The organism is Pseudomonas sp. P179 (genome assembly GCF_000478485.2).
Taxonomy (GTDB): Bacteria; Pseudomonadota; Gammaproteobacteria; order Pseudomonadales; family Pseudomonadaceae; genus Pseudomonas; species Pseudomonas aeruginosa.
Genome location: NZ_KI517354.1, coordinates 278924 through 303201 on the forward strand (window position 1 = coordinate 278924; position 24278 = coordinate 303201).

Annotated in this window: 19 protein-coding genes; 5 read left to right on the forward strand and 14 right to left on the reverse strand. The window is 69.7% G+C overall.

Annotated elements, in window-relative coordinates; all coding sequences use genetic code 11:
* Positions 1–10 precede the first annotated feature (10 nt).
* On the forward strand, positions 11–925 hold the full coding sequence (locus HMPREF1224_RS14025; RefSeq protein WP_003089677.1) for a LysR family transcriptional regulator: 915 nt from the start codon (positions 11–13) through the stop codon (positions 923–925).
* 114 nt (positions 926–1039) lie between these two features.
* Positions 1040–1309 (forward strand): hypothetical protein, encoded by a 270-nt coding sequence (locus tag HMPREF1224_RS14030; protein ID WP_003089681.1) that lies wholly within the window; start codon positions 1040–1042, stop codon positions 1307–1309.
* Between the two features lie 135 nt (positions 1310–1444).
* On the opposite strand, the gene HMPREF1224_RS14035 is transcribed toward HMPREF1224_RS14030, so the two are convergent.
* The 6 genes from HMPREF1224_RS14035 to hflK form a co-directional block, all read right to left on the reverse strand.
* Positions 1445–1990, reverse strand: coding sequence for a DUF4946 domain-containing protein (locus tag HMPREF1224_RS14035; protein WP_003102966.1), 546 nt, complete (start codon positions 1988–1990; stop codon positions 1445–1447).
* On the reverse strand, positions 1987–3972 hold the full coding sequence (locus HMPREF1224_RS14040; RefSeq protein ID WP_003102964.1) for a cation-translocating P-type ATPase: 1986 nt from the start codon (positions 3970–3972) through the stop codon (positions 1987–1989). Before HMPREF1224_RS14040 ends, HMPREF1224_RS14035 begins: the two co-directional genes overlap by 4 nt.
* Positions 3973–4000: 28 nt before the next feature.
* The gene (locus HMPREF1224_RS14045) at positions 4001–4435 is read right to left on the reverse strand and encodes a hypothetical protein (RefSeq protein ID WP_003089693.1); all 435 of its coding nucleotides are present in this window, start codon (positions 4433–4435) and stop codon (positions 4001–4003) included.
* Positions 4436–4588: 153 nt separating this feature from the next.
* Positions 4589–5629 (reverse strand): SPFH domain-containing protein, encoded by a 1041-nt coding sequence (locus HMPREF1224_RS14050; RefSeq protein WP_010793040.1) that lies wholly within the window; start codon positions 5627–5629, stop codon positions 4589–4591.
* Complete coding sequence (gene hflC / locus HMPREF1224_RS14055) at positions 5626–6669, reverse strand: protease modulator HflC (RefSeq protein WP_010793041.1); 1044 nt, start codon at positions 6667–6669, stop codon at positions 5626–5628. Before hflC ends, HMPREF1224_RS14050 begins: the two co-directional genes overlap by 4 nt.
* Positions 6670–6680: 11 nt before the next feature.
* The gene (gene hflK, locus HMPREF1224_RS14060; protein ID WP_010793042.1) at positions 6681–8681 is read right to left on the reverse strand and encodes a protease modulator HflK; all 2001 of its coding nucleotides are present in this window, start codon (positions 8679–8681) and stop codon (positions 6681–6683) included.
* A 686-nt stretch (positions 8682–9367) separates the two neighbouring features.
* Between hflK and HMPREF1224_RS14065 the strand changes: the two genes are divergently transcribed.
* Both HMPREF1224_RS14065 and HMPREF1224_RS14070 read left to right on the forward strand, forming a co-directional pair.
* Entirely contained in the window at positions 9368–10330 is a 963-nt protein-coding gene (locus tag HMPREF1224_RS14065; protein ID WP_003122378.1) for a polysaccharide deacetylase family protein, read from the forward strand.
* Positions 10327–11202 (forward strand): hypothetical protein, encoded by an 876-nt coding sequence (locus tag HMPREF1224_RS14070; RefSeq protein ID WP_003119384.1) that lies wholly within the window; start codon positions 10327–10329, stop codon positions 11200–11202. The genes HMPREF1224_RS14065 and HMPREF1224_RS14070 overlap by 4 nt, the downstream gene beginning before the upstream one ends.
* Before the next feature lie 45 nt (positions 11203–11247).
* Here the strand turns inward: HMPREF1224_RS14070 and gcvT are convergent, their stop codons facing one another.
* From gcvT to HMPREF1224_RS14100, 6 genes are all read right to left on the reverse strand, one after another.
* Positions 11248–12369 (reverse strand): glycine cleavage system aminomethyltransferase GcvT, encoded by a 1122-nt coding sequence (gene gcvT / locus HMPREF1224_RS14075; RefSeq protein WP_003106757.1) that lies wholly within the window; start codon positions 12367–12369, stop codon positions 11248–11250.
* A 94-nt stretch (positions 12370–12463) separates the two neighbouring features.
* Complete coding sequence (locus tag HMPREF1224_RS14080) at positions 12464–13840, reverse strand: L-serine ammonia-lyase (RefSeq protein WP_003139205.1); 1377 nt, start codon at positions 13838–13840, stop codon at positions 12464–12466.
* A gap of 47 nt (positions 13841–13887) precedes the next feature.
* Complete coding sequence (gene glyA / locus HMPREF1224_RS14085) at positions 13888–15144, reverse strand: serine hydroxymethyltransferase (protein WP_003162506.1); 1257 nt, start codon at positions 15142–15144, stop codon at positions 13888–13890.
* Positions 15145–15286: 142 nt separating this feature from the next.
* The gene (gcvP, locus tag HMPREF1224_RS14090) at positions 15287–18166 is read right to left on the reverse strand and encodes an aminomethyl-transferring glycine dehydrogenase (protein WP_010793043.1); all 2880 of its coding nucleotides are present in this window, start codon (positions 18164–18166) and stop codon (positions 15287–15289) included.
* A gap of 10 nt (positions 18167–18176) precedes the next feature.
* Positions 18177–18560 carry a glycine cleavage system protein GcvH gene (gene gcvH, locus HMPREF1224_RS14095; protein ID WP_010793044.1) on the reverse strand — a complete coding sequence of 128 codons (384 nt, stop codon included), beginning with the start codon at positions 18558–18560 and terminating at the stop codon, positions 18177–18179.
* 258 nt (positions 18561–18818) lie between these two features.
* Entirely contained in the window at positions 18819–19742 is a 924-nt protein-coding gene (locus HMPREF1224_RS14100; RefSeq protein ID WP_003089722.1) for a LysR family transcriptional regulator, read from the reverse strand.
* A 122-nt stretch (positions 19743–19864) separates the two neighbouring features.
* Here HMPREF1224_RS14100 and HMPREF1224_RS14105 point away from each other — a divergent pair, with 122 nt between their 5' ends.
* A complete protein-coding gene (locus tag HMPREF1224_RS14105) occupies positions 19865–21607 on the forward strand; it encodes an amidohydrolase (RefSeq protein WP_003111567.1) in 1743 nt (580 codons plus the stop codon).
* A gap of 7 nt (positions 21608–21614) precedes the next feature.
* Here HMPREF1224_RS14105 and HMPREF1224_RS14110 read toward each other — a convergent pair whose 3' ends face one another.
* Positions 21615–23150, reverse strand: a complete 1536-nt coding sequence (locus HMPREF1224_RS14110; protein WP_003105794.1) for a sigma-54-dependent transcriptional regulator — start codon at positions 23148–23150, stop codon at positions 21615–21617.
* An 81-nt stretch (positions 23151–23231) separates the two neighbouring features.
* The gene (locus tag HMPREF1224_RS14115; protein WP_003122400.1) at positions 23232–24149 is read right to left on the reverse strand and encodes a hypothetical protein; all 918 of its coding nucleotides are present in this window, start codon (positions 24147–24149) and stop codon (positions 23232–23234) included.
* Positions 24150–24278 lie beyond the last annotated feature (129 nt).

Below are 24278 nucleotides of genomic sequence, written 5' to 3' on the forward strand. Positions count from 1 at the left end.
GGGCCCACCGATGAGCCTGCGTTTCGACGATATCGAAGCCTTCCTCAACGTCGCCGAACTCAACAGCGTGACGTCGGCGGCCGAGCGCATGAGCCTGTCCAAGTCGGTGATCAGCAAGCGTGTCAGCGATCTCGAACGACGCCTCGGCGTCCGCCTGCTCTATCGCACCACGCGCAACGTCGAGCCGACCGAGGCCGGGCATTTCTTCTACAAGGCCGCCAAGGCCTCGCTGCAGGAACTCAACAACGCCGCGGAGATCGTCGCCCTGCGCGAGAACGACCTGTGCGGCGAATTGCGCATCGTCACCCCGATGAGCTTCGGCACCCTCTGGCTGTCGCCGATCATCGCCGACTTCATGAGCCAGCACCCGCGCCTGGAGATCGTCCTGCAGATGGACGACCGCCTCACCGACTTCGAGAAGGAAGGCTACGACCTGAGCATCCGCGTCACCCGCCTGGACGACAGTTCGCTGATCGCCCGGCCGCTGGCCAACAGCCAGCGGGTGGTCTGCTGCAGCCCCGACTACGCGGAACGCCACGGCACGCTGGACACCCTCGAACAACTGATGCAGCACGAGTGCCTGGGCTACAACAACGCCACGCCGAGCCAGGTCTGGACCTTCGAACCGGCGTTCCCCGGCGCCAAGCCCCGTGCCGTCTCGCCACGCGGACGCTTCAGCAGCAACAACGGCCAGGCCATGCGCGACGCCGCCCTGCGCGGCCAGGGACTGGCGTTGCTGCCGCTGTTCATCGTCGCCGAGGACCTCAAGAACGGCCGCCTGGTGGACGCCGCGCCCGGCCTGCGCCCACTCGACGACGTGATCTACGCGATGTATTCGCGGGCGGCGGCGATGTCGCCGAAGGTCAAGGCGTTCATCCAGCATCTCCAGCAGGCGCTGTCGATCCCGCCCTGGGGCAACGGCTGAGCGACCGAACCATTCCGGCGAGGCTCCGGTCAGATACTGGGCATGCGGAGAAGACTCCCAGGAGCCTGTCGTCTCTCCCCCGTCCGGCCACCCGGCCCACAAAGGAGAACTGCCATGATCGTGCGTACCCTGCTCATCGCCGCCGCCCTGCTCGGCGGCACCGCCCAAGCCGCCGAAAGCACCGACCTGTGCGGCGCCAACCTGCAGAAGCTGGACGATATCCTCGCCGTGCGCGGCAAGACCTCGGTCACCGGTGCGCGGGTCACCGAGGTCAAGGAACTCCAGGCCAAGGCCAGGCAGGACCAGGCCAGCGGCGACACCAAGGGCTGCATCACCGCCACCACCCAGGCCCTGCAGATCCTGCAGAACGCCGGGAAGAAATGATCCGCGACAGACGCAAGGCGGATAACCGCAAGCGGTTATCCGCCCTACCCCAATGCAACCCTCCGTAGGGCGAATAGCGCCGCAGGCGTTATCCGCCGACACTCCAGCCCCCGCCCCGACCGCGTCCGATTTCGCTCATTCGAAGCGCAGGCTTTCCCGCACCGCACGGATTTCTGCCTGGCTGGCGTCGTAGGCCTCGGCCAGGCCGGCATAGGACAGCGAATAGGCCGAGGTCTTGCCGGCCGCGGCGAGCAAGGTCTGCTTCATCACCACGGCGCCGCGCTGGCGAATGGTGCAGGTGGTCTCCAGCGCCGCCAGCCCGCCGGTGGTGGACGGCTGCGGCGAGGTGCAGGCGGTCTGCAGGCCGTTGCGCAGGAACTCGATCTGCACCAGCTTGCGCATGTGCCCGAGGACTTTCTCCAGGTTCACTGCCTGCCCGCTCTGCAGGGGCATCCGCGTTACCTCCATCACCAGTGCCTGGGAGCCGTCTGCCTGCAACTTGACCGCGCGCTGGCGCTGGCCGGCGCCGGCCTGGCCGGGCTGCGCGGCGGGCAGGTCGCTGACCTGCCAGCCCGCCGGCCAGCGCGCCATCGACGCCTCGGCCAGGCTCAGCGCGGACAGCGTGCCGACCGCCAGGGCCAGCCAGCGCCAGCCGTTGCGTCGCGTTTGCGCCTGCCTCACGGTGTACCCTCCTCTTCGCGTCCCTCCACGGCCGGCCGGGGCTGCCCGAGGGGCTCCTCGAAACGCAGCAGGCGTCCGGCATTGCCCAGCACCAGCAAGGTGCTGAGGTTGTGCAGCAGCGCCGCGACCATCGCCCCGGCCGCGCCGAGCAGGCCGAAGGCTGCCGCGGCGACGATCGCCAGGGTCCAGCCGAGGCCGATCGCCACGTTGACCTGCAGGGTCCGCCGGCATTGCCGGCTGAGCCGCACGCAGGTGCCGAGGCGGCGCAGGTCGCTGCCGATCAGCACGATATCCGCCGAGGCCAGGGCGATGTCGGCGCCGCCGGCGCCCATTGCCACCCCGACCACACCGGCCTTCAGCGCCAGCGAATCGTTGATGCCGTCGCCGACCACCATCGGCCGGAAACCGCTGCCGATCTCCGCGCCGACCTGGCGCAGCTTGTCCTCCGGCAACGCCTGCGCCACCAGTTGGCGAATCCCCACCTGCTTGGCCACGGCGTCGGCCACCGCCCGGCGATCGCCGGTCAGCAACAGTTGCCGGCCCAGACCCAGTTCGCGCAGATCGGCCAGGGCCTCGGCGGCCTCCGCGCGTACGCTGTCGGCCAGCAGCAGCCAGCCGAGGAAGCGCCCGTCCAGGGCGATTCCGGCGATCGGTCCCTCATGCTCCGGCACCTCGCTGGCGTCGATGCCCAGTTGCTGGAACAGTTCGGGCCGGCCGAGGGCGGCTTCGCCCGCCGCTGTTCGTGCGACCACGCCGAACCCCTGGCGTTCGCGAATATCGCTCAATGGATGATAGGCATCGTGCGCCGCCAGGGCTGCCAGCGCTCGGCTCACCGGATGGCTGCTGGCGGCACCGAGGCTGGCGGCCAGGCGCAGCACCGACGCCTCCTCGGCGGCATCGGCCAGGCGCAGCGCCTGCAGGCGCAGGCTGCCATGGGTCAGGGTGCCGGTCTTGTCGACCACCAGCGAAGTCAGGTCCGCCAGCTCCTCGAGGAAGGCCGAGCTGCGGATCAGGATACCGTGGCGGGCGGCCACGGCGATCCCGGCGATAGCCGTGGCCGGGGCGGACAGCACCAGGGCGCAGGGACAGGCGGCGACCAGCACGGCGAGCATGGCCTGGGCATCGTTGGTGACGAACCAGGTGACCGCGGCGATCAGCAACACCAGCAACATGTACTGCCCGGCGTAGCGCTCCAGCAGGCGGGTGATCGGCGGCTTGGCGCGCTCGGCCTGTTGCATCAGGCCGATCACCTTGCCCAGGGTCGAGGCCTCGCCGGTACGGGTTATCTCGATGCGCAGCAGGCCGTCGAGGTTGATCGCGCCGCCGTAGACCTCCATCCCCGGCGCCACCTCGAGCGGCACCGACTCGCCGGTGATCGGCGCGGTGTCGAGACTGGCCTGGCCCTGCAGGACCCGCCCGTCGGCCGGAACCCGGTCGCCGGCGCGCACTTCCACCTGGTCGCCCGCTCGCAGGCTGGCGTTGTCCACCTCGCTCAGGCTGCCGTCGGCCTCGATCCGCCGGGCATGGCTGCGGGTCAGCTCGCCGAGGGCGGCGATGGCCTCCTGGGAGCCGATCACGCTGCGCTCCTCCAGTACATGGCCGAAGATCATGATGATCGGCAGCAGCGCGGCGGTCAGCAGGTCGCCGCTGGCCCAGGCGCCGAGCATGGCCAGCGCGATCAACTGGTCGGTGACGCCGTGCAGGCTCGGATGCCGCAGGCTGTCCCAGGCCGAGCGGGCCACCGGAAGCGCCACCAGCAGCGACGCGACGCCGAGCAGGATCTGGCTGACCCCGGCCTGGTCCGCCGCCAGCCAGCGCCAGGCCAGGCCGAGCAGCAACAGGCCGAGGGCGAGCATCGCCAGGCTCAGCTGGCGCGCGGCGCGGCGCTGCTCGTCGCGGCTGAGCAGGCCGCCGCCGAACGGCAGGTGATGATGGTGGTGCGCGCAGCCGCCATGGCTGCCGTGGGCGGTCGGCTCGCTCATGCGCACCTCCCGGGGCGAGCCGCGGCGGCTATTGCGGGAAGCGCGCGTCCGGCCGGCGTACGTAGTCCAGGGCTTCCTTCTCGGTGAGCTCCCAGATCTGCTTGACTTGCCCGTTGTTGTCGCTCTTCAGGCCGACGAAACTGCCCTTGAGCTGGGGCATGCGGCCATAGACGATGAACAGGTTCTGCGCCGTGCGGATGCGCACCGACGGCGCCACCGAATAGCTGACGGTCTTCTTCCCCAGCCCCAGGGTGAGCACGCTGCGCAGCAGGCTCTGCTTGGGCTTCTTCAGGGTGATGACCGGGTACTGCGCGCTGGCCACGAAGCCCACCAGCATGTCGCTCGGCAACTGCCGCGCCAGCGCCTCGCCGCCGCACAGCAACAGCGCCAGCCCGCACAGCAGGGCCCTGCCGGGTGATAGCCGCGCACCGTTGCCCGTGAATGGAATACCGCCTGCCGTCATTGCCCGTCCCGTTCGCCTGGTTGTTCGACTCGGCGCCGCGTTCCGCTGGCGGAAGCGCGTACCGAAGGTTGATGCCGACGCAGGGTAGCCGTTTCACGTTCGCTTGTCCGTCCATTGTTTCACAGCCCGCGAAGGGCACCGTCGGGCAGCGGCTCATGGCTGCCCACCTTGCAGAATCAGGCGGCCATCGTCGCGCGGATCGACGCTGCCGACCGAACCGGCCTTGCCGAGGATCGCCGGCACCCGTTCGCGGTACAGGCGCCAGAGCAGGCCGGCATCGGTCGCGCCCAGCGCCGGGGCCAGGCCAACGATGCTGGCGGTGTCGCGGCGCGCCTGGGCCAGCCGTTCGCCGGCCTCGGCGCGGGCGAGCTGCAGGGTGCGGTCGGCCCCCTCGGTGGCGGCCTGGGTGAGTTTCTCCGCCTCGGTGCGCGCCTTGGCGACGTTCTGCTCGGCCAGTTGGCTGGCGGTCAGCACCGCGTTGAAGGCGCTTACCGCATTGCGCGGCAGGCTCGACTGCACGTCGACCCGCACCACCTGGATGCCCAGCCCGCTGCCGGCCGCGGCCAACGCCGCCAGGCTGTGGTTGATGCCCTGCACCAGGTCGCCGCGCAGGCGTTCGCGGCGCTCGGCGACCGCGCTGTCGTTGCCGAGCAACTCCGGGCGCGCCACCAGGATGGTGTCCAGGTCGCGCGCGGCGCAGACCTGCACGGCGTTGCGCGCCACCAGCCGGTCCAGCGCCGGCAGCACGTGGGCGCCCTGGAGGACGTAGGCGTACGGGTCGTCGACCTTGTAGAACACCCGCACGTCCAGTTGCACCACCCCGGCGTCGCCGGTCAGCAGGTAGCCGGAGCCGGCCAGCGCGTCGCTGGACAGGCTGACGTCGAGATCGGCGCGACGCGCCTGCTCGGAACGCAGCAGGCCCTCGACGCGGCGTTCGATCACCTGTTCGGCGGACGGCAGCAGCACCACCTGCTCCAGCGGCTGCGGCCAGGCCAGCAGCAGGCCGGGACCGGCCAGGCGCTCCAGCGCGCCCAGGCGCAGCACTACGGCGCGGTTCTCCGGGCCGATCTGGCGGACGTTGGAAAACGCCCAGGCCAGCGCCGCCAGGAGGGTCACGCCGAACAGTGCGAGGAACGCCAGGCGTCCGGCCTGCAGCCAGGGGCTGCGCAGCCCCTCGTGCGCTTCGCCGCTCATGGCCGGCGCCCGTTGGCCGGCGCTTCGGCGGGGAGCGCCGGCGGCCCGTCGACCAGCACGCGGAACGGTGCGGCATCGGTGCGCAAGACCAGCCGGGTATCGCCGTTGACGATGGTGCCGAGGGTGTCCAGCGAGCGCAGCAGGTTGTATAGCTGCGGCGAACCGGCGTAGGCCTTGCCGTAGATGCGCGCCGCCTCGACCCGTGCCTGGGCCTCGATCTCCGCGGCTTTCACCGAAGCCTCGGCCTGGATCACCCGGGCGTCGCGCTCCGCCGCCGAACGGATCTCCGCGGCCTGGCGACGGCCCTCGGCGGTACGCTCGGTGGCGATGGTCTCGCGCTCGGCGCGCATGCGGTCGACGGTGGCGCCGAGGGTCACCTTGGGCAGGGTCAGGCGCTCGATGCCGACCTGCACCACCTTGACCCCGTAGGTCGCCAGCAACTGATGGTCGATCTGTTCGCGCAGGCGCGCTTCGAAGTCGCCGATACGCACCCGCGACGCCTCGGTATTCACCAGGTCGGCCAGGTCATAGGCGCTGGCGGTGGTTTCCAGCGCCGAGCCGACGAAGGTGCGCAACTGCCGGGCAGCCTCGTCCGGCTGGTTGCGCACCGCGCGCATGAAGCGCTGCACGTTGTCGGCGTCGCCCTGGACCTGCCAGGCCACGTAGGCCTGGACGATGATCCGCAGGCCATCGCGGGTGCCGACGTCCTGCAGGCCGCTGGAGGTGGTGCGCAGGCGCAGGTCGACCGGGATCGCGCTCTCGAACGGCAACGGCAGGCGCCAGGCCAGGCCCGGTTCGAGCAGGACCCGCGCCGGGTTGCCGAAACGGGTGATGACCATCGCCTCGCCGGAACGTACCTGCACCAGGCAAGCGGCGGCGACGGCGAACAGCACCAGCAGCGCGGCGACCAGCAGCCGGCGCCAGGGCGACGCGGCCTGTGCGCCATGGCCGTGATCGTGATCGTGATCGTGATCGTGATCGTGATCGTGATCGTGATGATGCTCGTGGTGGCTGTGCGAGTGGGAGTGACCGAGGCTCAAGAGCGCTCTCCTCATGGTGCGGATTGCCCGGCCGCGGACGCCGGAGCGGCGGACGGACGGGACGAAGACGGGGAATCCAGGCGGCCGAGGCCGAAGCTGCGCAGGTCGATGGTCGGCGCGCCGGCGCCGGCGATGCGGTGGTCGATGAGCAGCAGGTTGGCCTTGCCCAGGCCGCGTCCGAGTTGGCGGTAGTAGGCCTCCAGCAGGAAAGCCTGGCCGGCGTCGGCATAGCCTTCCCGCTCGGCGGCGAAGCGCCGGTCGGCGGCCTGCGCGGCGGCCAGGGTCTCGCGGGCCTGCGCGCTGGCCCGGTCGTGCGCCACGCTGGCCTGTAGTTGCGCCTCGTTGCGTTGCGCGGCGGCCTGCCCGCGCTCGCGGGCGATCAGCGCCTGGGCGGTGATCTGCGCGGCCTGCACCGCGTGGTAGGCATTCGCCGCACCGGCCGGCGGATGGATCGCCTCGACCGCCGCGCCCAGTACCTCGACGCCGCTGCCGAGGCGGTCGAGATCGGCCTGCACGGCCTGGCCGATCTGCTCGGCCAGGCCCGCACGCTGCTCGCCGAGGACCTCATCGAGGGTCCGCGAGGCGAAGGCATGCACCAGTACGCGGCTGGCGGTGCTGCGCACCAGCGTCGGCACGTCGGCGCTGCGGTAGGTCGCCGCCAGCGCCGATGCGTCGTCGAGAGCGATGCGGTAGACGATGCGCACGTCCATGTTGACGATCTGGAAGCTCTGCCGATGGTCGGCCAGGCTGGCGATGACCTGCGATTTCTCGCTGACGTGGGAGGCGTCCCACAAGCGGTTGGCGCTATCCGGGGCCGGACCTTCGGCGGGCGCGAGCGGCTCGGCTCCGCCGTCGCCGGCGGCGACGCTGGTGGCCAACTCGTGGACCACCCCGTTCTCCACCGCCAACACCCGCCCCAGCGGCCAGGGCAGCCCCAGGTGCAGGCCGGGGCCGAGCACCGCGACCGGCTTGCCGAAGCGCTCGTAGACACCCCGTGCATCCATGCCGATCTCGCGTACGCCGCTGAGCAGCCAGCCGCTCAGCAACACCACCGCCAGCACCGGCAGGAACGCCCGCCGCATGAAACCGAAGGCCCAGACCTGGCGCAGGTCGATGCCGAAGCGCTGGTGCAACTCATGCTGCAGACGCTGCAGGGGACGCGGCGGCCAGCGCAACAGGTCGGCCAGCAGGCTGGTGGCGACCAGGCGCGGTTCGAGGCCGGCACGCTGCGGCGCGAACATCGCCAGGATCGCCCTGCCCAGCAACTCCAGCGCCAGCGCCGCCGGCAACAGGCCGAGCAGTACCGCCAGGCGCGGGGCCCAGGGGTGTCCCTGGCGAGCCAGGAACAGACAGAGGGCGGCCAGCACCAGGGTACCGATCAACGCCCGCGCCAGTTGCCCGAGGACCGGGGCTTCCGGCCACTGCGCCGGCCCTTGGCTGGCGAAGCGACGTTCCAGCACCAGCACCGCGAAGGCCAGCAGCAGGCAGATACCGATGGCGAGGTCGGCCGCTTGCCCGGAACTGGCCGGCGGCAGGTCGAGACGCCAGCCGGCGGCTACCAGGCACAACGCCAGCGCCGCGCTCGCCGCCAGCCACAGCGCAGCGTGCCCGAGCTGGGCCAGGCCGTGGGCGATGGCCTGGCCCAGGCGCTCCAGCAGCCGTTCATAGGCGCTGTCGGCGGTGGCGTCGGGTTCGTCCCGCTGCCAGCGCAGCCAGGCAGGCCGCGCGCTGGCCTCCGCGCCGAGGACCACGCAACGCCAGGCCGCGACCCGGTAGGCCGCGTGCAGACCGGCGAACAGGACCAGCCAGGCCGCGCCGAGGTTGTACAGCAGCGGCGGCCAGAGCGAGTCGGCGGCGAACAGGCCGATGAAGAACCCCAGCACGGCGCAGGCGGCGGCCAAGGCGACGCTGGCCGCTGCCCATCGCCACAGCTGGCGCAACTGCCGGGGCGCCTGCTGGAAACGCGGCAGCGATTCGGCGGCGACGCCCTCGGCGTCCAGGTCGACTCTCATCTTCACTCCAGGCAAAACTCGAAGGTACCGGCCAGGCCGGCGCAAACGCCCGCAACTTTATAACAATGCGCGTTAAGAAGTTGTCATGATTTGAAAAACAGTCTGCATCCCAAGGCTCTTGACTGGAAGACGAGAGTCTGTGTGCAGCACCCTGGGCAACACCTAACCAATCGAAAGGTTCTAAGCAGCCGGGAAAAACCACCGGACATCCGTGCAAACGACCATTCGTCGGCAATTCTCATTCAAATCGGATTTCTTATAACCAATCCGCATAGGCCTACCGGAGCCCTCATCTCCCCCGCAAAGGCACGCCATTCCGGGCCTCGACGCGTAGCCGGCAGGCCTTTTCGCATAGCCTGACGGTTTTATAACAGCGGCAGAGCGTCAATAATCCGACCATCGACTGTGATAGCGTCAAAAAAGAATCATATCGATCCTTTGTAGCGTTATCCGGTGCCATGCAGTCCTTATCGAACAACCGCCGGGGCCTCGCAAGCCCCGGTTCGAGCCACGCATTGCGTGGTCGCAGCAAACGTTTGTGCGGATTACCCCAGGAGGCTCGCCCATGACCGAATCGACTGCCGGGGCCGGAGTCCATGGCACAGCCTCCGGACAGGCTGGCGAAAGCCCTGCCGCGCGCAGGGAACGATCGCCGGTGACGGATCGTCGATGAGCCGGGGGAAGCCATGCGAAGCCTGATCGGGATGACGTTCCTGAACTCCTCCGTAGGCCAGCGCCGGCTGCGCCAGAACGGTATCGTGCTGCGCCTGGGACCGGTAGTCGCGGATCGCCGGCGCGCGACCCTGCCGCACCGGCAAGGCCACTGCCTCGATCGTCAGGACCTGGAAACCCTGTTGCTATGGCTACAGCGGCACTTCCTCTGCGTGCCCCTGGAACACCTGTTCGAAGGCCCCGCTCCAGCCTGCCTGCGGATCGCCCTGAGCGTCGACGGCAACCCTGCGGAACTGGCCGAGCAGGTCTATCCGCTGCTGGAACGCTACGAAATGCCGGCGAGCGCCTTCATCGGCGGTGACCCGCGCAGTTGGCGCGAAGCGGTGGCCGAGACGCTCTGGCAGGCCGATGCGACTGCCGCCGGACCCTTGCTGGAACTGCTGGAGGGTTACAGCGGCGCGGCACTCATGGCGGTGTTCGAACGCACCGGCGACGACCAGCGTCGCAGCCGCAACCTCGACCTCCTCCTGCGCAAGCTGGAACGCCTCGACCCGGCCTCGCAGCAGGCCTTGCACGCGGCCTGCCCGGTTCCCGCACCGTACAGCGCTGGCGACTGGGAGCGGGTCCGCCGCCTGGAAAACAGCGGCCTGCTTCGCTTCGGCCTGCGCGGACAGGAGCCGCACCCATCGGCAGGCCTTTGCGCCGAGGACTGTCTCGGCCGCGCCCACCGCCAGCTCCAGCAGCATTGCGCCGCCCCCCTGCCGGTGTTCTGCCAAGCTCGCACCACACCCGCCGCGCAACCCGGCCTGCGCGCCGCCCTCGGTCGGCTTGGCTACCGCTTCGCCTTCGGCGCGCGCAATGGCCTGGTGGATACCCGTTGCGACCCGCTGGACCTGCCGCGCATCGAGGTGGATGCGGCGATCGCCGCCCGTCCCGGCCGGCTGGCCTGGCACATCTATCGTGGAGCCCGCCCATGAGCATGGCTTCCAGCCCGTTCCCAAGGAGGCGCGACAGGCAGTCGCCCTCCGCCGGAAGACCGCCCGAACCACGGGAAGCGAACGCGCCGTCGCCCGCCATGCCGCAGCGACGCCGCTCTCAGGGATATGGCCAGCCCAGCTGGCCCGGTATCAGCAAGGATCGTCCCATGACTGCAGACACCCCTACCTCTGTCGCTACCATCAACCACCTGCTGCTCGGCGCGCCCTACACCAGCCCACTGGTGATCCCCGGCGACTGGCTGGTCGACGAGCTGGAAGGCGCCGTGGAGGTCGGCGGCTTCACCGACGGCCTGTTCCGCTGGCCGACGCGCAAGCGCAGCGGCCGCCCTTCGCCGATTCTCTGCGGCGACCTGCTGCGCGCGGTACGTACCGAATGCGCCGAGTCGGTGCAGTTCTGGTGGGGTTTCAGTCCGAGCCTGGTGGGGCGCTGGCGCCGCGCCCTCGGCGTGACCCGCCGCAACAATCCCGGCGACCAGGCGGTGGCGCGCGCCCGCGCCGCCCTCGCCCGCTCGCTGGACCGCAAGGCGCCGCCGAAGGCACCGGCCGCCTGGTCCAGCGAAGAAGTCGAGTTCATCCGCCGCCATGGCAGCAAGCGCAGCCTGGCCTGGTGCGCCTACATGCTCGGCCGCAGCTACCAGAGTGTCGCCAGCAAGGCCGAGGAGCTTTCCCCGCACAGCGGGCGCGACCGCAACAATGCGATCTGGAGTAAGTCCGAGGAAGATCTGTTGCGCCAGCACTACCAGCAGCGCGGCTCGCTATGGTGCGCGCAGCAGACCGGCAAGACCCGCGCAGCGGTATTCCACCGGGCCAAGAAGCTGGGCCTGCAACGGCAGCGGCCGAAACACCCGTGAGGCCGGTCGCCGCCCTCTCCCGCCGAGGCGAGAGAGGGCCAGTGCTCAACCGCGGTAGTAGCGCTGCGCCACGAAGGGCATCTTGCTGACCACCAGGGTCACCGGCTTGCCGCGCACCATCGCCGTCACCTCGCTGCCCAGGCCGGCCAGCTCGCTCGGCACGTAGCCCATGGCCAGCGGCGCGTTGAGACTCGGACCGAAACCGCCGCTGCTGACCTTGCCGATCGCCCGCCCCTGGGCATCGACGATCTCGGCGCCCTCGCGCACCGGCATCCGCCCCTGCGGCAGGAAACCGACGCGCTTGCTGGCAACGCCCTGCGCCTGCTGGGCAAAGATCCGCTCGGCGCCGGGGAAGCCGCCGGCGCGCACGCCGTCGGCGCGGCGCGCCTTGGAAATGGCCCAGCCGAGGCTGGCTTCGACCGGCGTGGTGGCGCTGTCCATGTCGTGGCCGTAGAGGCACAGGCCGGCTTCCAGGCGCAGCGAGTCGCGCGCGCCGAGGCCGATCGGCGCCACTTCCGGCTCGGCCAGCAGGCGCCGCGCCAGGGCCTCGGCATGGGCGGCGGGCACGGAGATCTCGTAGCCGTCTTCACCGGTATAGCCGGAGCGGCTGACGTAGCAGTCCTGGCCGAGCAGCTCGACGCGGGCGAACTGCATGAAGGTCATCTGCGCCACCTGCGGCGCCAGGCGCTCCAGCACCCGCACCGCCGCCGGCCCCTGGAGGGCGAGCAAGGCGCGCTCCTCGAACAGCGGCTCGACGCTGCAACGGCCCTCCAGGTGACGACGCAGGTGCGCCAGGTCCTGATGCTTGCAGGCGGCGTTGACCACCAGCAGCAGGCAATCGCCGAGGTTGGCCACCATCAGGTCGTCGAGGATCCCGCCCTGCTCGTCGGTGAACAACGCGTAGCGCTGCTGGCCCACCGGCAGGTCGAGGATGTCCACCGGCACCAGGCTTTCCAGGGCCAGCGCCGCATCGGCGCCCACCAGGCGAATCTGGCCCATGTGCGAGACGTCGAACAGACCGGCCTGCTCGCGGGTGTGCAGGTGCTCCTTGAGCACCCCGGCCGGGTACTGCACCGGCATGTCGTAGCCGGCGAAGGGCACCATCTTCGCCCCCAGTTCCAGGTGCAGGGCGTGCAGGGGCGTCTTGGCGAGGGTTTCTGCGGTCATGTTTCACTCCATGGCATCCCGGCCTCCTTTCTGCCGGAGAGCCGCGATCGATTGTCGGGAAAGAAAAAAGGAAGCGCCGGCGCAGCGGCGCGGTTCAGCATTCGATGATGTTCACGGCGAGGCCGCCGCGCGCGGTTTCCTTGTATTTGCTTTTCATGTCGGCGCCGGTCTGGCGCATGGTGCGGATGACCTTGTCGAGGGAAATGAAGTGCTGGCCGTCGCCGCGCAGGGCCATGCGCGCGGCGTTGATCGCCTTCACCGAAGCCATCGCGTTGCGTTCGATGCAGGGCACCTGGACCAGCCCGCCGACCGGGTCGCAGGTCAGCCCGAGGTTGTGCTCCATGCCGATTTCGGCGGCGTTCTCGACCTGCTGCACGCTACCGCCGAGCACTTCGCAGAGCGCCCCGGCAGCCATCGAGCAGGCCACGCCGACCTCGCCCTGGCAACCGACCTCGGCGCCGGAGATCGAGGCGTTTTCCTTGTAGAGGATGCCGATCGCCGCCGCGGTGAGCAGGAAGCGCACCACGCCGTCGTCGTCGGCCCCGGGGATGAAGCGCGCGTAGTAATGCAGAACCGCCGGAATGATCCCCGCCGCGCCGTTGGTCGGCGCGGTCACCACGCGGCCGCCGCTGGCGTTCTCCTCGTTCACCGCCAGGGCGTAGAGGTTGACCCAGTCGAGCACGCTGAGAGCATCGCGCAGGCCGGCCTCCGGCCGCTGGCACAACTGGCGGTGGAGCGCCGCCGCGCGGCGCCTGACCTTCAGTCCGCCGGGCATGATGCCCTCGTTGCGGCAGCCGGCCTCGACGCAATCCTGCATCACCTGCCAGATACGCAGCAGGCCGGCGCGGGTTTCCTCGGCGGGGCGCCAGGCCTTCTCGTTCTCGGCCATCAACTGGCTGATCGACAGGCCTTCGCGGACGCAATGGTCGAGCAGTTGCCGCGCGGTCTTGAAGGGGAACACCAGCGGCGTGCGGTCCTCGACGATGCGGTCGAGGCCGGCGGCCTCGTCGTCGACCACGAAACCGCCGCCCACCGAGTAGTACTCGCGGCTGCGGACCTGCAGGCCGGCGGCGTCGAAGGCACGGAAGATCATGCCGTTGGGATGGTAGGCCAGCGGCTTGCGGATCAGCGCCAGGTGTTCCTTCTCGACGAAGCGGATCGGCCGCTCGCCGAGCAGGCGCAGCTCGCCGCTGGAACGGATGGCATCGAGCCGAGCGGGAATCGCGGCGGTATCCACCGTGTCCGGCTGCTCGCCCTCCAGGCCGAGCAGTACCGCCTTGTCGCTGCCGTGGCCCTTGCCGGTGGCGCCGAGCGAGCCGTACAGCTCGACCTTGACGCTGGCAGTGGCCTCCAGCAACCCCTCGCGCCTCAGCCCCTCGGCGAAGCGCGCGGCGGCACGCATCGGCCCCACGGTGTGGGAGCTGGACGGCCCGATGCCGATCTTGAACAGATCGAAGACACTCAGGGACATGCTCGTCTCCGCTTGCGGATTGGCCGCCACCACGGCGGCGTTCCTGTTCAATCAGCGTAGACCGGGAAGTGCCGGCAGAATTCGCCGACCTGGCCCCTGACCCGTTCGCCGACCTCGGGATTGTCGATATCGTCGAGGATGTCGCAGATCCAGCCAGCCAGTTCTCGGCACTCGCCCTCGCGGAAACCGCGAGTGGTCACCGCTGGGGTGCCGATGCGGATGCCGGAGGTGACGAACGGGCTCTGCGGATCGTTCGGCACGGCGTTCTTGTTCACCGTGATGTGCGCCGCTCCGAGCGCCGCGTCGGCGGCCTTGCCGGTCAGCCCCTGCTTCACCAGGCTGATCAGCATCAGGTGGTTGTCGGTGCCACCGGAAACCACGTCGTAGCCGCGCCCGATGAACACCTCGGCCATCGCCTTGGCGTTGCGGATCACCTGCGCCTGGTAGTCCTTGAAGCCCGGCTCCAGCGCTTCCTTGAAGCACACCGCCTTGGCCGCGATCACGTGCATCAGCGGGCCGCCCTGGGCGCCAGGGAATACCGCGGAGTTGAGCTTCTTCTCGATCTCCTCGTTGGCGCGCGCCAGGATCAGGCCGCCGCGCGGGCCGCGCAGGGTCTTGTGGGTGGTGGTGGTGACTACGTCGGCGAAGGGGATCGGGTTCGGGTAGAGGCCGGCGGCGACCAGCCCGGCGACGTGGGCCATGTCGACGAACAGCAGCGCGCCGACCTTGTCGGCGATGGCGCGGAAGCGCGGGAAGTCGAGGGTCTTGGAGTAGGCGGAGAAGCCGGCGACGATCATCTTCGGCTTATGCTCCACGGCCAGGCGCTCGACTTCGTCGTAGTCGATCAGCCCAGTAGCGGTGTCCAGGCCGTACTGCACGGCGTTGTACAGCTTGCCGGAGGAGGACACCTTGGCGCCGTGGGTGAGATGGCCGCCGTGGGCCAGGCTCATACCGAGGATGGTGTCGCCGGCGTTGAGCAGCGCCAGGTACACCGCGGCGTTGGCCGAGGAACCGGAATGCGGCTGGACGTTGGCATAGTCGGCGCCGAACAGCTGCCTGGCGCGGTCGATGGCCAGCCGCTCGACCTTGTCGACGTGTTCGCAGCCGCCGTAGTAGCGCTTGCCCGGATAGCCCTCGGCATACTTGTTGGTCAGGCCGCTGCCCTGCGCCTGCATGACCCGCTTGCTGGCGTAGTTCTCCGAGGCGATCAGTTCGATGTGGTCTTCCTGCCGCCGGTCTTCGGCGTCCATCGCGGCGAGCAGTTCGTCGTCGTAGCCCTGGAGCTGGTCGTGCTTGCTGAACATGGCGCTGGCCTCTTGTCGTGTCGGTGTCAGGACGCTCGCTGGCGCGAGCGTGGCCGCGGCGCCGCTACGCAAGCGCGGCGCCGGGAAAGGGGTATCGCCGGAAACGCGAGGACGCCGCCGCTGGCGGCGCCCTCCTCGTCCGTCACTCCTCGCTGTACGCCTCGATGGGCGGGCAGGAGCAGGTCAGGTTGCGGTCGCCGTAGACGTTGTCGACGCGGCCCACCGGCGGCCAGTACTTGGCCTCCACCAGGCTGGCCAGCGGATAGGCGGCCTGCTCGCGGCTGTAGGCGTGGTTCCATTCGCCGAGCAGTTCGGCGGCGGTGTGCGGCGCGTTCTTCAGCGGGTTGTCTTCCTTGTCCAGCTCGCCGCATTCCACCGCGCGGATTTCCTCGCGGATGCGGATCATCGCGTCGCAGAAACGATCCAGCTCGGCCTTCGACTCGCTCTCGGTGGGCTCGATCATCAGCGTGCCGGCCACCGGGAAGGACATGGTCGGCGCATGGAAGCCGAAGTCCATCAGGCGCTTGGCCACGTCGTCGACGCTGATCCCGCTGCTGTCCTTGAGCGGACGCAGGTCGAGGATGCATTCGTGGGCGACCAGGCCGTTGCCGCCGGCGTAGAGCACCGGGTAGTGCTCCTCCAGGCGATGGGCGATGTAGTTGGCATTGAGGATGGCCATTTCCGAGGCGCGCTTGAGGCCTTCGCCGCCCATCATGCGGATGTACATCCAGGTGATCGGCAGGATGCTCGCGCTGCCGTACGGCGCCGCGCTCACCGCGCCTTCCTTGCGCTCGCCGCGAGCGTGGCCGGGGAGGAACGGCGCCAGGTGCGCGCGCACGCCGATCGGGCCGACGCCCGGGCCGCCGCCGCCGTGGGGGATGCAGAAGGTCTTGTGGAGGTTCAGGTGGGAAACGTCGCCACCGAACTTGCCCGGGGCGCACAGGCCGACCATGGCGTTCATGTTGGCGCCGTCGATGTACACCTGGCCGCCACAGTCGTGGACGATGGCACAGATCTCGCGGATCGCTTCCTCGAACACGCCGTGGGTGGACGGATAGGTGATCATCAGCGCGGCCAGGCGTTCCTTGTGCTCGCTGGCCTTGTTGCGCAGGTCCTCGACGTCGACGTTGCCGCGCGCGTCGCAGGCCACCACCACCACGCGCATGCCGACCATGCTGGCGGTAGCCGGGTTGGTACCGTGGGCGGAGGACGGGATCAGACAGATGTCGCGCTGGCTGTCGCCGCGGCTCTGGTGGTAGGCACGGATCGCCAGCAGGCCGGCGTACTCACCCTGGGAGCCGGCGTTGGGCTGCAACGACACGGCGTCGTAGCCGGTGGCGGAACAGAGCATCGCCTCCAGTTCGTCGGTGAGCTGGCGGTAGCCTTCGCTCTGCTCGGCCGGGGCGAACGGGTGCAGGTTGCCGAATTCGGCCCAGGTCACCGGGATCATCTCGCTGGCGGCGTTCAGCTTCATGGTGCAGGAGCCCAGCGGGATCATCGTGCGGTCCAGCGCCAGGTCCTTGTCCGCCAGCTTGCGCAGGTAGCGCATCAGCTCGGTTTCCGAGTGATGGCGGTTGAAGATCGGGTGGCTGAGGATCGCCGACTGGCGCAGCAGCTCGACCGGCAGGCGGTCCCCGCTGCTGGCGGCAAGGGCGGCGAAGTCCGGGAGCGCCTGGCCCTCTTCGGCCAGCAGGCCCCAGAGGGTCTCCACGTCGGCCTGGCGGACGGTCTCGTCGAGCGACAGGCCGAGACGGCCGGCATCGATCTCGCGCAGGTTGATCCCGGCGGCGCGGGCCTTGGCATGGATCGCCGCGGTACGCGCGCCGGTGGCCAGGCTCAGGGTGTCGAAGAAATGCTTCTGCTCGACGGCCACGCCCAGGCGCTCCAGGCCGGCGGCGAGGATCGCGGTCAGCCGGTGGGTGCGCCGGGCGATGCGCAGCAGGCCCTGCGGGCCGTGGTAGACGGCGAACATGCTGGCGATGTTGGCCAGCAGCACCTGGGCGGTGCAGATGTTGCTGGTGGCCTTCTCGCGGCGGATGTGCTGCTCGCGGGTCTGCATGGCCAGGCGGTAGGCCGGCTTGCCGTGGCGGTCGATGGAGACGCCGACCAGGCGTCCCGGCATGTCCCGCTTGAAGGCGTCGCGGGTGGCGAAATAGGCCGCGTGCGGGCCGCCGAAGCCGAGCGGCACGCCGAAGCGCTGGGCGCTGCCGATGGCTACGTCGGCGCCGAACTCGCCCGGCGGGGTCAGCAGGGTCAGCGCCAGCAGGTCGGCGGCCACCGCGACCAGCGCATCGACCGCATGGAAGCGGCTGACCAGTTCGCGATAGTCGACGATCTCGCCGTCGCAGGTGGGGTATTGCAGCAACGCGCCGAAGTAGGCGGAGAAGTCTTCGATGGCGCTCTCGTCGCCGACCACCACCTCGATGCCCAGCGGCTCGGCACGGGTGCGCAGCACGTCGAGGGTCTGCGGGTGGCAATGGCGGGAGGCGAAGAATGCCTGGCTGGTGCGGTTCTTCGACAGACGCTTGCAGAAGGTCATGGCCTCGGCGGCGGCGGTCGCCTCGTCGAGCATCGAGGCGTTGGCGATCGGCAGGCCGGACAGGTCGCTGACCAGGGTCTGGAAGTTCAGCAGCGCCTCCAGGCGGCCCTGGGAGATTTCCGGCTGGTACGGCGTGTAGGCGGTGTACCAGGCCGGGTTCTCCAGGAGGTTGCGCAGGATCGGTGCCGGGGTGTGGCAGTTGTAGTAGCCCTGGCCGATGAAGGAACGCAACGCGCGATTGCGCGCGGCGATCGCCTTCAGGCTGGCCAGCGCCTCGGCCTCGCCCATGCCGGCCGGCAGGTCGAGCACGCTGCTGCCCTTGATGCTGTCGGGGATCACGTTGCCGATCAGCGCGTCCAGCGAGTCGTAGCCCAGGCGCTGGAGCATGGCCTGGGTGTCGGCGGCACGCGGGCCGATATGGCGGGCGATGAATTCGTCGTCGGTGCCCAGGTCGATGGCGCCGAGGTTCAGGTTATCGGTCATGACGGGATCCTCAGGCGTCGACGTTGGCGTTCAGCAGGCGGTCGTAGGCGGCCTGGTCGAGCAGCTTTTCCCAGGCGCCGGCGTCGGCCGGACGGAAGCGGAAGAACCAGGCCTCGCCGAGCGGATCCTGGTTGACCAGCTCCGGGGCGTCCGGCAGCGCGTCGTTGATCGCCACCACCTCGCCGTCCAGCGGCATCAGGATGTTGCTGGCGGCCTTGACCGACTCCAGCACCGCCACTTCACTGCCGGCGGCGTGTTCGCCGAGTTCCGGCAACTGCACGAATACCACGTCACCGAGGGCGTCCTGGGCGTAGGCGGTGATGCCGACGGTCAGCAGCCCGTCGTCGTCCTGGCGCAGCCATTCGTGGTCGGTGGTAAAGCGCAACTTGCTCATGCTGGATCCTCATTGTCAGCGGGTCGCCCGGTCGGGACGGGACTTTGTTCTGCGGCTGCCCGTAGCAAGCAGGGTGCCAAGCGGCCCCGGCCCTGTCGCCACGGGGCGTGGCCGGGCGCGGGGGAAACCCGGACAGGGCCGCCATGGAACGCTTTCGTTACAGACCCGCCGGACATTTCCCGAACCAGAGCGCAAACGCCTGACAGCAAAGGTTTTTCCGGCAATCGGAACGAATTCGTTCCACTCGTAACCGAAGCGTTACAGCCGATGGCACAGCCCCTGTCGCTGCAAGCTGGCGCGCAGGTGCTCGAGGAACGCGCGGACCTTCCGCGTGTTGCGCCGGTGCCCCGGATAGAGGACATGGATGGAGGGCCCGAACGGCCCCGGGTCGAAGTGGTAGTCGCCGAGCAGGCGCACCAGCCGCCCTTCACCGAGCAGCGGCGCGACGCTCCACTGCGGGCAGAACTGCAGGCCCAGCCCGGCCAGCAGGTGGGCGAGCAGGAAGTCGTAGTTGTCGCTGGCCAGTCGCGGGCGCGGCTGGTCGATACGCTGGCGGGCGCCGTCGCGCTCCATCCACCAGAAGTTCTGGTTCAGCGAAGGGTGCTGGAAGACCAGCCAGGCGTGCCGCTCGAAGTCCTCCGGGCCTTGCGGCGCGGGTTGCCGCGCCAGGTAGGCGGGGCTGGCGCAAAGCACGATCTGGTTCGGCGCCAGCGGCCGCGCCACCAGCCCCGGCAGGTCGATGGGGCCGTCGCGCAGGCCGAGGTCGTAGCCGCCTTCGCTGAGATCGAGGAAGGTTTCGTCGAGGTCCACCCGCAGGCTGATCCGCGGATGCGCCTCGAGGAAGCTGGCGCAGGCCTGCTGGAGGAACGCCGCGGCGAACGACGGCGGCGCGGCGAGGCGCAGTTCGCCGCGCAACTCCGACTCCAGCAGTTCGATCTCCTGCCCCGCCGTGCGCAGCGTTTCCAGGGACTGGCGGGCCGCCTCCAGGTAGATCTGCCCGGCCTCGGTCAGCGCCAGGCTGCGGGTAGTGCGCTCGAACAGGCGGGCACCGAGTTCCGCTTCCAGGTGGGCGACGGCCTTGGTCAGCGCCGAGGGCGTCTTGCCCAGGCGCTCGGCGCCACGGCTGAAGCTACCGGTTTCGGCAGTGGCGACGAACATCGCCAGGGCATTCAATTTGTCCATCGACTCCTTCCGTTCCGGCACAAGTGTTGTGCGCCGCGCCCGGTTCTGCCGGGCCGGCGCTTTGGCTAGTCTCGCCTTGCCCGGGCCACGCTACACAAGACCAAGAAGCAAAGGAAACCACCATGAAGCAACGGATTCCCACCCTCCTCGCCGGCGCCTGCCTGGCCATCCCCCTGCACGCCCTCGGCGCCGCCGACCTGCTGGTGGTCAACGCCAGGATCTTCACCGCCAATCCGCAGCAACCCTTCGCCGAGGCCCTGGCGGTAGAGGACGGGCGGATCCTCGCGGTCGGCGACGAGGCCGGGCTGCGCGCCCTGGCCGATGGCGACAGCCAGGTCGTCGATCTCGGCGGCAAGCGCCTGATGCCCGGCCTGATCGACACCCATTCGCACGCGGTGTTCGGCGGCCTGGAGCTGGCCGGCGCGGACATGGGCAACGAACAGGTCGGCCTCGACGAACTGGAACGGCGCCTGCGCGCCTGGCGCGACAACGGCAAGGCGCGACATGGCGACATGCTCAATGTCAGCGGCATGCATACCGCCTACTGGAGCCAGGTCAAGGACTTCCGCGCGCGCTTCGACCACGGCGAATGGGCCGACCAGCCGCTGGCCTTCATCGGTAGCGACCACCACACCGGCTGGGCCAACGCCGCCATGCTGAAACGCGCCGGCATCGACGCCGCGCGGGTCCGCGCCCTGCCCGAGGAACAGCGCAACACCATCGGCCACGACGCCGACGCCACCCCCAACGGCTTCCTCGCCGATGCCGGTCTCGACGCGGTGCTCGCGGTACTGCCGGCGCCGAGCGCGGAACAGATGCTAGAAGCCGGACGCAGCGCGGTGCGCTACAGCAACTCGCTGGGCCTGACCGCATGGATGGACCCGGCCGCCAATGGCTCGCCGGGCGACGCCCTGTTCAGCCTCAGGCCCGACGAGAACACCGTCGGCGTGCTACCGGTCTACCAGCGGCTGGCCAAGGGCGGCGAACTCAGTGCCCACGTCGCCGCCCTCCTGGTCGCCAATCCACGCAGCCGGCCGGCCGACCTCGAGGTGCTGGACAAGGTGCGCCAGCGCTTCCTCGGCAGCCCCAACCTGACCCTGCCGGGAATCAAGGTGTTCGCCGACGGCGTACCGGAATACCCGGCGCAGACCGCCGCGCTCCTCGAGCCCTACCGCAACAGCAGGAAGACGGGCGAACTGCTGATCGACCCGGCGCACTTCGGCGAACTGGTCAGCGCCGCCGACGCCCGCGGCTGGCTGGTCCACGTCCACGCCATCGGCGACCGCGCGGTGCGCGAGGCGCTGAACGGCATGCAGCAGGCGCGGCGCGACCGCGACAGCGGCATCGCCCATTCGATTACCCACCTGCAACTGGTCAATCCCAAGGAGTTCGAGCGCTTCAGGCCGCTTGGCGTGATCGCCTCGATGCAGCTGTACTGGGCCGCCGCCGACGAAACCACAGTGGACCTGATGAAGCCCTATATCAGTGCCTTCGCCTACCGCTACCAGTACCCGGCGCACTCCCTGCTGAGCAAGGGCGCGACCATCGCCGGGGCCAGCGACTGGCCGGTGTCCAGCCTGTCGCCGTGGAAGGCCATCCAGCAGGCGGTGACCCGCAAGGGCCCGCAGGGCGTGCTCAACGCCGGCGAACGCCTGGACCGCCAGACCATGTTCTACGCCTACACCCGCAACGCTGCGCGGACCATCGGCCTGGAGCACCGGATCGGCAGCCTGGAGCCGGGCAAGCAGGCGGACTTCATCGTCCTCGACCGCGACGTGTTCGAGGTGCCGGAGACGCAACTGGGCGAAACCAAGGTGCTGAAGACCTGGTTCGCCGGCAAGCCGGTGTATTCCAGCGAGGGCTGAGCCCGCTTCAGGCGCGCGGACCGATGCCGTACTTGCGCAGGCGGTGGGCGATGGCGGTGTGCGAGGTTTGCAGGCGCGCCGCCAACTGGCGGGTCGATGGATAGCTGACGTAGAGCTTCTCCAGCAGGGCTTTCTCGAAGCCCTCCACCGCCTCCTCCAGGCTGCCCACCTCGCCGTCGTTCTGCCGCGCCACGGCGGTGCCGGCGATCTCCAGGTCGCCGATATCCACCAGGCTGCTCTCGCAGATCGCAGCGGCGCGGAAGATCACGTTCTGCAACTGGCGCACGTTGCCCGGCCAGCGGTTGCTCAGCAGCGCCGGGTAGGTGCCCGGTGCCAGCCGGCACACCGGGCGCTGGATCTGCGCACAGGCCTGCTGCATGAAGTGCCGCGCCAGCAGCAGGATGTCGTGGCCGCGCTCGCGCAGCGGCGGGACTTCCAGGCTGAGCACGTTGAGGCGGTAGAACAGGTCCTCGCGGAAGCTGCCCTCGGCGACCATCTTCTCCAGGTTGCGGTGGGTGGCGCTGAGGATCCGCACGTCGACCCTCACCTCGCGGTCGCCGCCGACCCGGCGGAAGCTGCCGTCGCTGAGGAAGCGCAGCAGCTTGGCTTGCAGATAGGGGGACATCTCGCCGATCTCGTCGAGGAACACCGTGCCCTGGTGGGCCAGCTCCAGCAGGCCCGGCTTGCCGCCGCGCTGGGCGCCGGTGAAGGCGCCGGGGGCGTAGCCGAACAGCTCGCTTTCGGCCAGGTTCTCCGGCAACGCCGCGCAGTTCAGCGCCAGGAACGGCGAGTTGTGCCGCGCACTCAGGGCATGGCAGCCGCGCGCCACCAGTTCCTTGCCGGTACCGGTCTCGCCGTGGATCAGCAGCGGCGCGTCGAGCGCCGCCACGCGCTGCGCACGGGTCTTCAGGGTGCGGATCGGCTGGGAATCGCCGAGGAGCATCTCGAACCCCTCGGCATGGTCATGGTGCAAGGCCGCCAGGCGCTCGCCGATGCGGTTCGGTTCGTAGAGGGTCAACAGGCCGCCGGCCAGGTGCCGCTCGCCCTCGCCCGGCCCTTCGGTGATCGGCGTGGCATCGAGCAGCAGGGCCTGGCCCATGAAGGTCACTTCGCGCAGCGGCAGGCGGAAGCCCTGCTCGACCAGCGCATCCTCCAGGGTTTCATCGTCGAACAGGCTGGCCAGCCGCTCGCCGGCCGGGTCGCGTCCGCAGCGCTCGCTGAAGGCCGGGTTGGCCAGCAGCACCAGGCCCTTGCCGTCCACCGCCAGCACCGGATCGGCCATCGCCGCCAGCAACGCATCGAGCTGCAAGCGGCGGCGCTGGCCGGGAAGGATGTCGACCACGGTCATCGCCTGCACGCCACGGATGCCCAGCAGCGCTGCGCGCAGTTCCTCCAGCACTTCGGGACTGAGGGTCGGCGCGTCGATGTAGACGTTCGGCGGCACCATTTCCACCGCATCCAGGTTCAGGTTGCGCCCACCCAGCAGCGCCAGCACCTCCTGGGTGATGCCGACACGGTCGATGAAGGAGACGTGGATGCGCATGCGGGAACCTGGACTGCGGCGACGCTCGCCATAAAGCCGTCGATTGTACGGCCTGGCGCCGCCCAGCCCAAGGGGCCGGCGTCAGGGTACGGGGCGCAGCGCCTCGCTGCGGGTGCGGTGGCTCCAGTCGCCCTCGTCGTCCATCACGGTTTCGGTCACCAGCACTCGGCCCGGCTGCTGCGGGTCGGCCTTGTACAGCACCAGTTCGGCCTCGGCATCGTCCCAGGTGGTGGAGATGTCCGGCAGCACCCGCACCCACTGGCCGTCGCGGATTTCCAGCAGCGACGACTTGGTCCAGGTGCTGGTCCACCAGGTACGCAGCAGTTGCAGGCGCTCGCGGCCGCTGTCGTCGAGGCCGCCGAGGACGCTGAGCACCGCGCCGGTGCAACTGCCCAGCGGCTTGGGCGGGACGCGCGCGTCGGCGCTCCAGAGGTCGCAGCGGCAATCCTCGTATTCGTCGCACAAGGCGGCGCTGTTCGGCGCGTGGGCCACTACCCAGGCGAAGTCCGCCTCGGTACCGGCGAAGCGGCCGCGAGCCAGCGGGGTGTACCGCGGGTCGACGGCGTAGCGGGTGATCTCGTCGCTCTCGCCGACGAAGCGCCAGGTATCGCCCGGCCCGGCGCGCTCGGCCAGGAGCAGCCCCGGATAGTTGCGCAGGCGTCCGTCGAGGCGTACCTGCTTGACGAAGCGCACCTCGTAGCGGCCTTCCTGGTCGCCCGGCACGATCTGCGGCGCAGCGACGATGCGCTGCTCGAAGTCGGGATGGCGGGCGAAGAAGGCCTGCTTGGCGGAGAGGGTGCGCTCGCGCGTCTGCGCGCGGCCATAGTAGTCCAGGCGCGGCGCATAGACCCCTTCCAGGGCCTTGCCGCTGCGTTGCCCGTGGGCGGCCTGCCAGCGCTGGAACAGGCCGAGGATTTCGCTTTCGGCGGCAGCCTGGACCAGCGCTGGGTACAGGCAGAAGAGCGCGGCGCAGAATACCGGGCGCAAGAGTCGGCGCATCGAGAACATCCTTGTCGTTCGATTGAGGCGAACGCCGATTGTCCCCTATCCGCCGACGCTGGCAAATGGCCCTGGACGATTTTTTCCGATTCCGCAACGCGGTGGGCATTGCGGACACGCTCCGGACAG

Bases quoted from the DNA above. Each gene is read 5' to 3' on its own strand.
- HMPREF1224_RS14025 (WP_003089677.1), top strand. From the start codon at position 11: ATGAGCCTGCGTTTCGACGATATCGAAGCCTTCCTCAACGTCGCCGAA.
- HMPREF1224_RS14030 (WP_003089681.1), top strand. From the start codon at position 1,040: ATGATCGTGCGTACCCTGCTCATCGCCGCCGCCCTGCTCGGCGGCACC.
- HMPREF1224_RS14040 (WP_003102964.1), bottom strand. From the start codon at position 3,972: ATGAGCGAGCCGACCGCCCACGGCAGCCATGGCGGCTGCGCGCACCAC.
- HMPREF1224_RS14045 (WP_003089693.1), bottom strand. From the start codon at position 4,435: ATGACGGCAGGCGGTATTCCATTCACGGGCAACGGTGCGCGGCTATCA.
- HMPREF1224_RS14050 (WP_010793040.1), bottom strand. From the start codon at position 5,629: ATGAGCGGCGAAGCGCACGAGGGGCTGCGCAGCCCCTGGCTGCAGGCC.
- hflK (WP_010793042.1), bottom strand. From the start codon at position 8,681: ATGAGAGTCGACCTGGACGCCGAGGGCGTCGCCGCCGAATCGCTGCCG.
- HMPREF1224_RS14065 (WP_003122378.1), top strand. From the start codon at position 9,368: ATGCGAAGCCTGATCGGGATGACGTTCCTGAACTCCTCCGTAGGCCAG.
- HMPREF1224_RS14070 (WP_003119384.1), top strand. From the start codon at position 10,327: ATGAGCATGGCTTCCAGCCCGTTCCCAAGGAGGCGCGACAGGCAGTCG.
- gcvT (WP_003106757.1), bottom strand. From the start codon at position 12,369: ATGACCGCAGAAACCCTCGCCAAGACGCCCCTGCACGCCCTGCACCTG.
- HMPREF1224_RS14080 (WP_003139205.1), bottom strand. From the start codon at position 13,840: ATGTCCCTGAGTGTCTTCGATCTGTTCAAGATCGGCATCGGGCCGTCC.
- glyA (WP_003162506.1), bottom strand. From the start codon at position 15,144: ATGTTCAGCAAGCACGACCAGCTCCAGGGCTACGACGACGAACTGCTC.
- gcvP (WP_010793043.1), bottom strand. From the start codon at position 18,166: ATGACCGATAACCTGAACCTCGGCGCCATCGACCTGGGCACCGACGAC.
- gcvH (WP_010793044.1), bottom strand. From the start codon at position 18,560: ATGAGCAAGTTGCGCTTTACCACCGACCACGAATGGCTGCGCCAGGAC.
- HMPREF1224_RS14100 (WP_003089722.1), bottom strand. From the start codon at position 19,742: ATGGACAAATTGAATGCCCTGGCGATGTTCGTCGCCACTGCCGAAACC.
- HMPREF1224_RS14105 (WP_003111567.1), top strand. From the start codon at position 19,865: ATGAAGCAACGGATTCCCACCCTCCTCGCCGGCGCCTGCCTGGCCATC.
- HMPREF1224_RS14110 (WP_003105794.1), bottom strand. From the start codon at position 23,150: ATGCGCATCCACGTCTCCTTCATCGACCGTGTCGGCATCACCCAGGAG.
- HMPREF1224_RS14115 (WP_003122400.1), bottom strand. From the start codon at position 24,149: ATGCGCCGACTCTTGCGCCCGGTATTCTGCGCCGCGCTCTTCTGCCTG.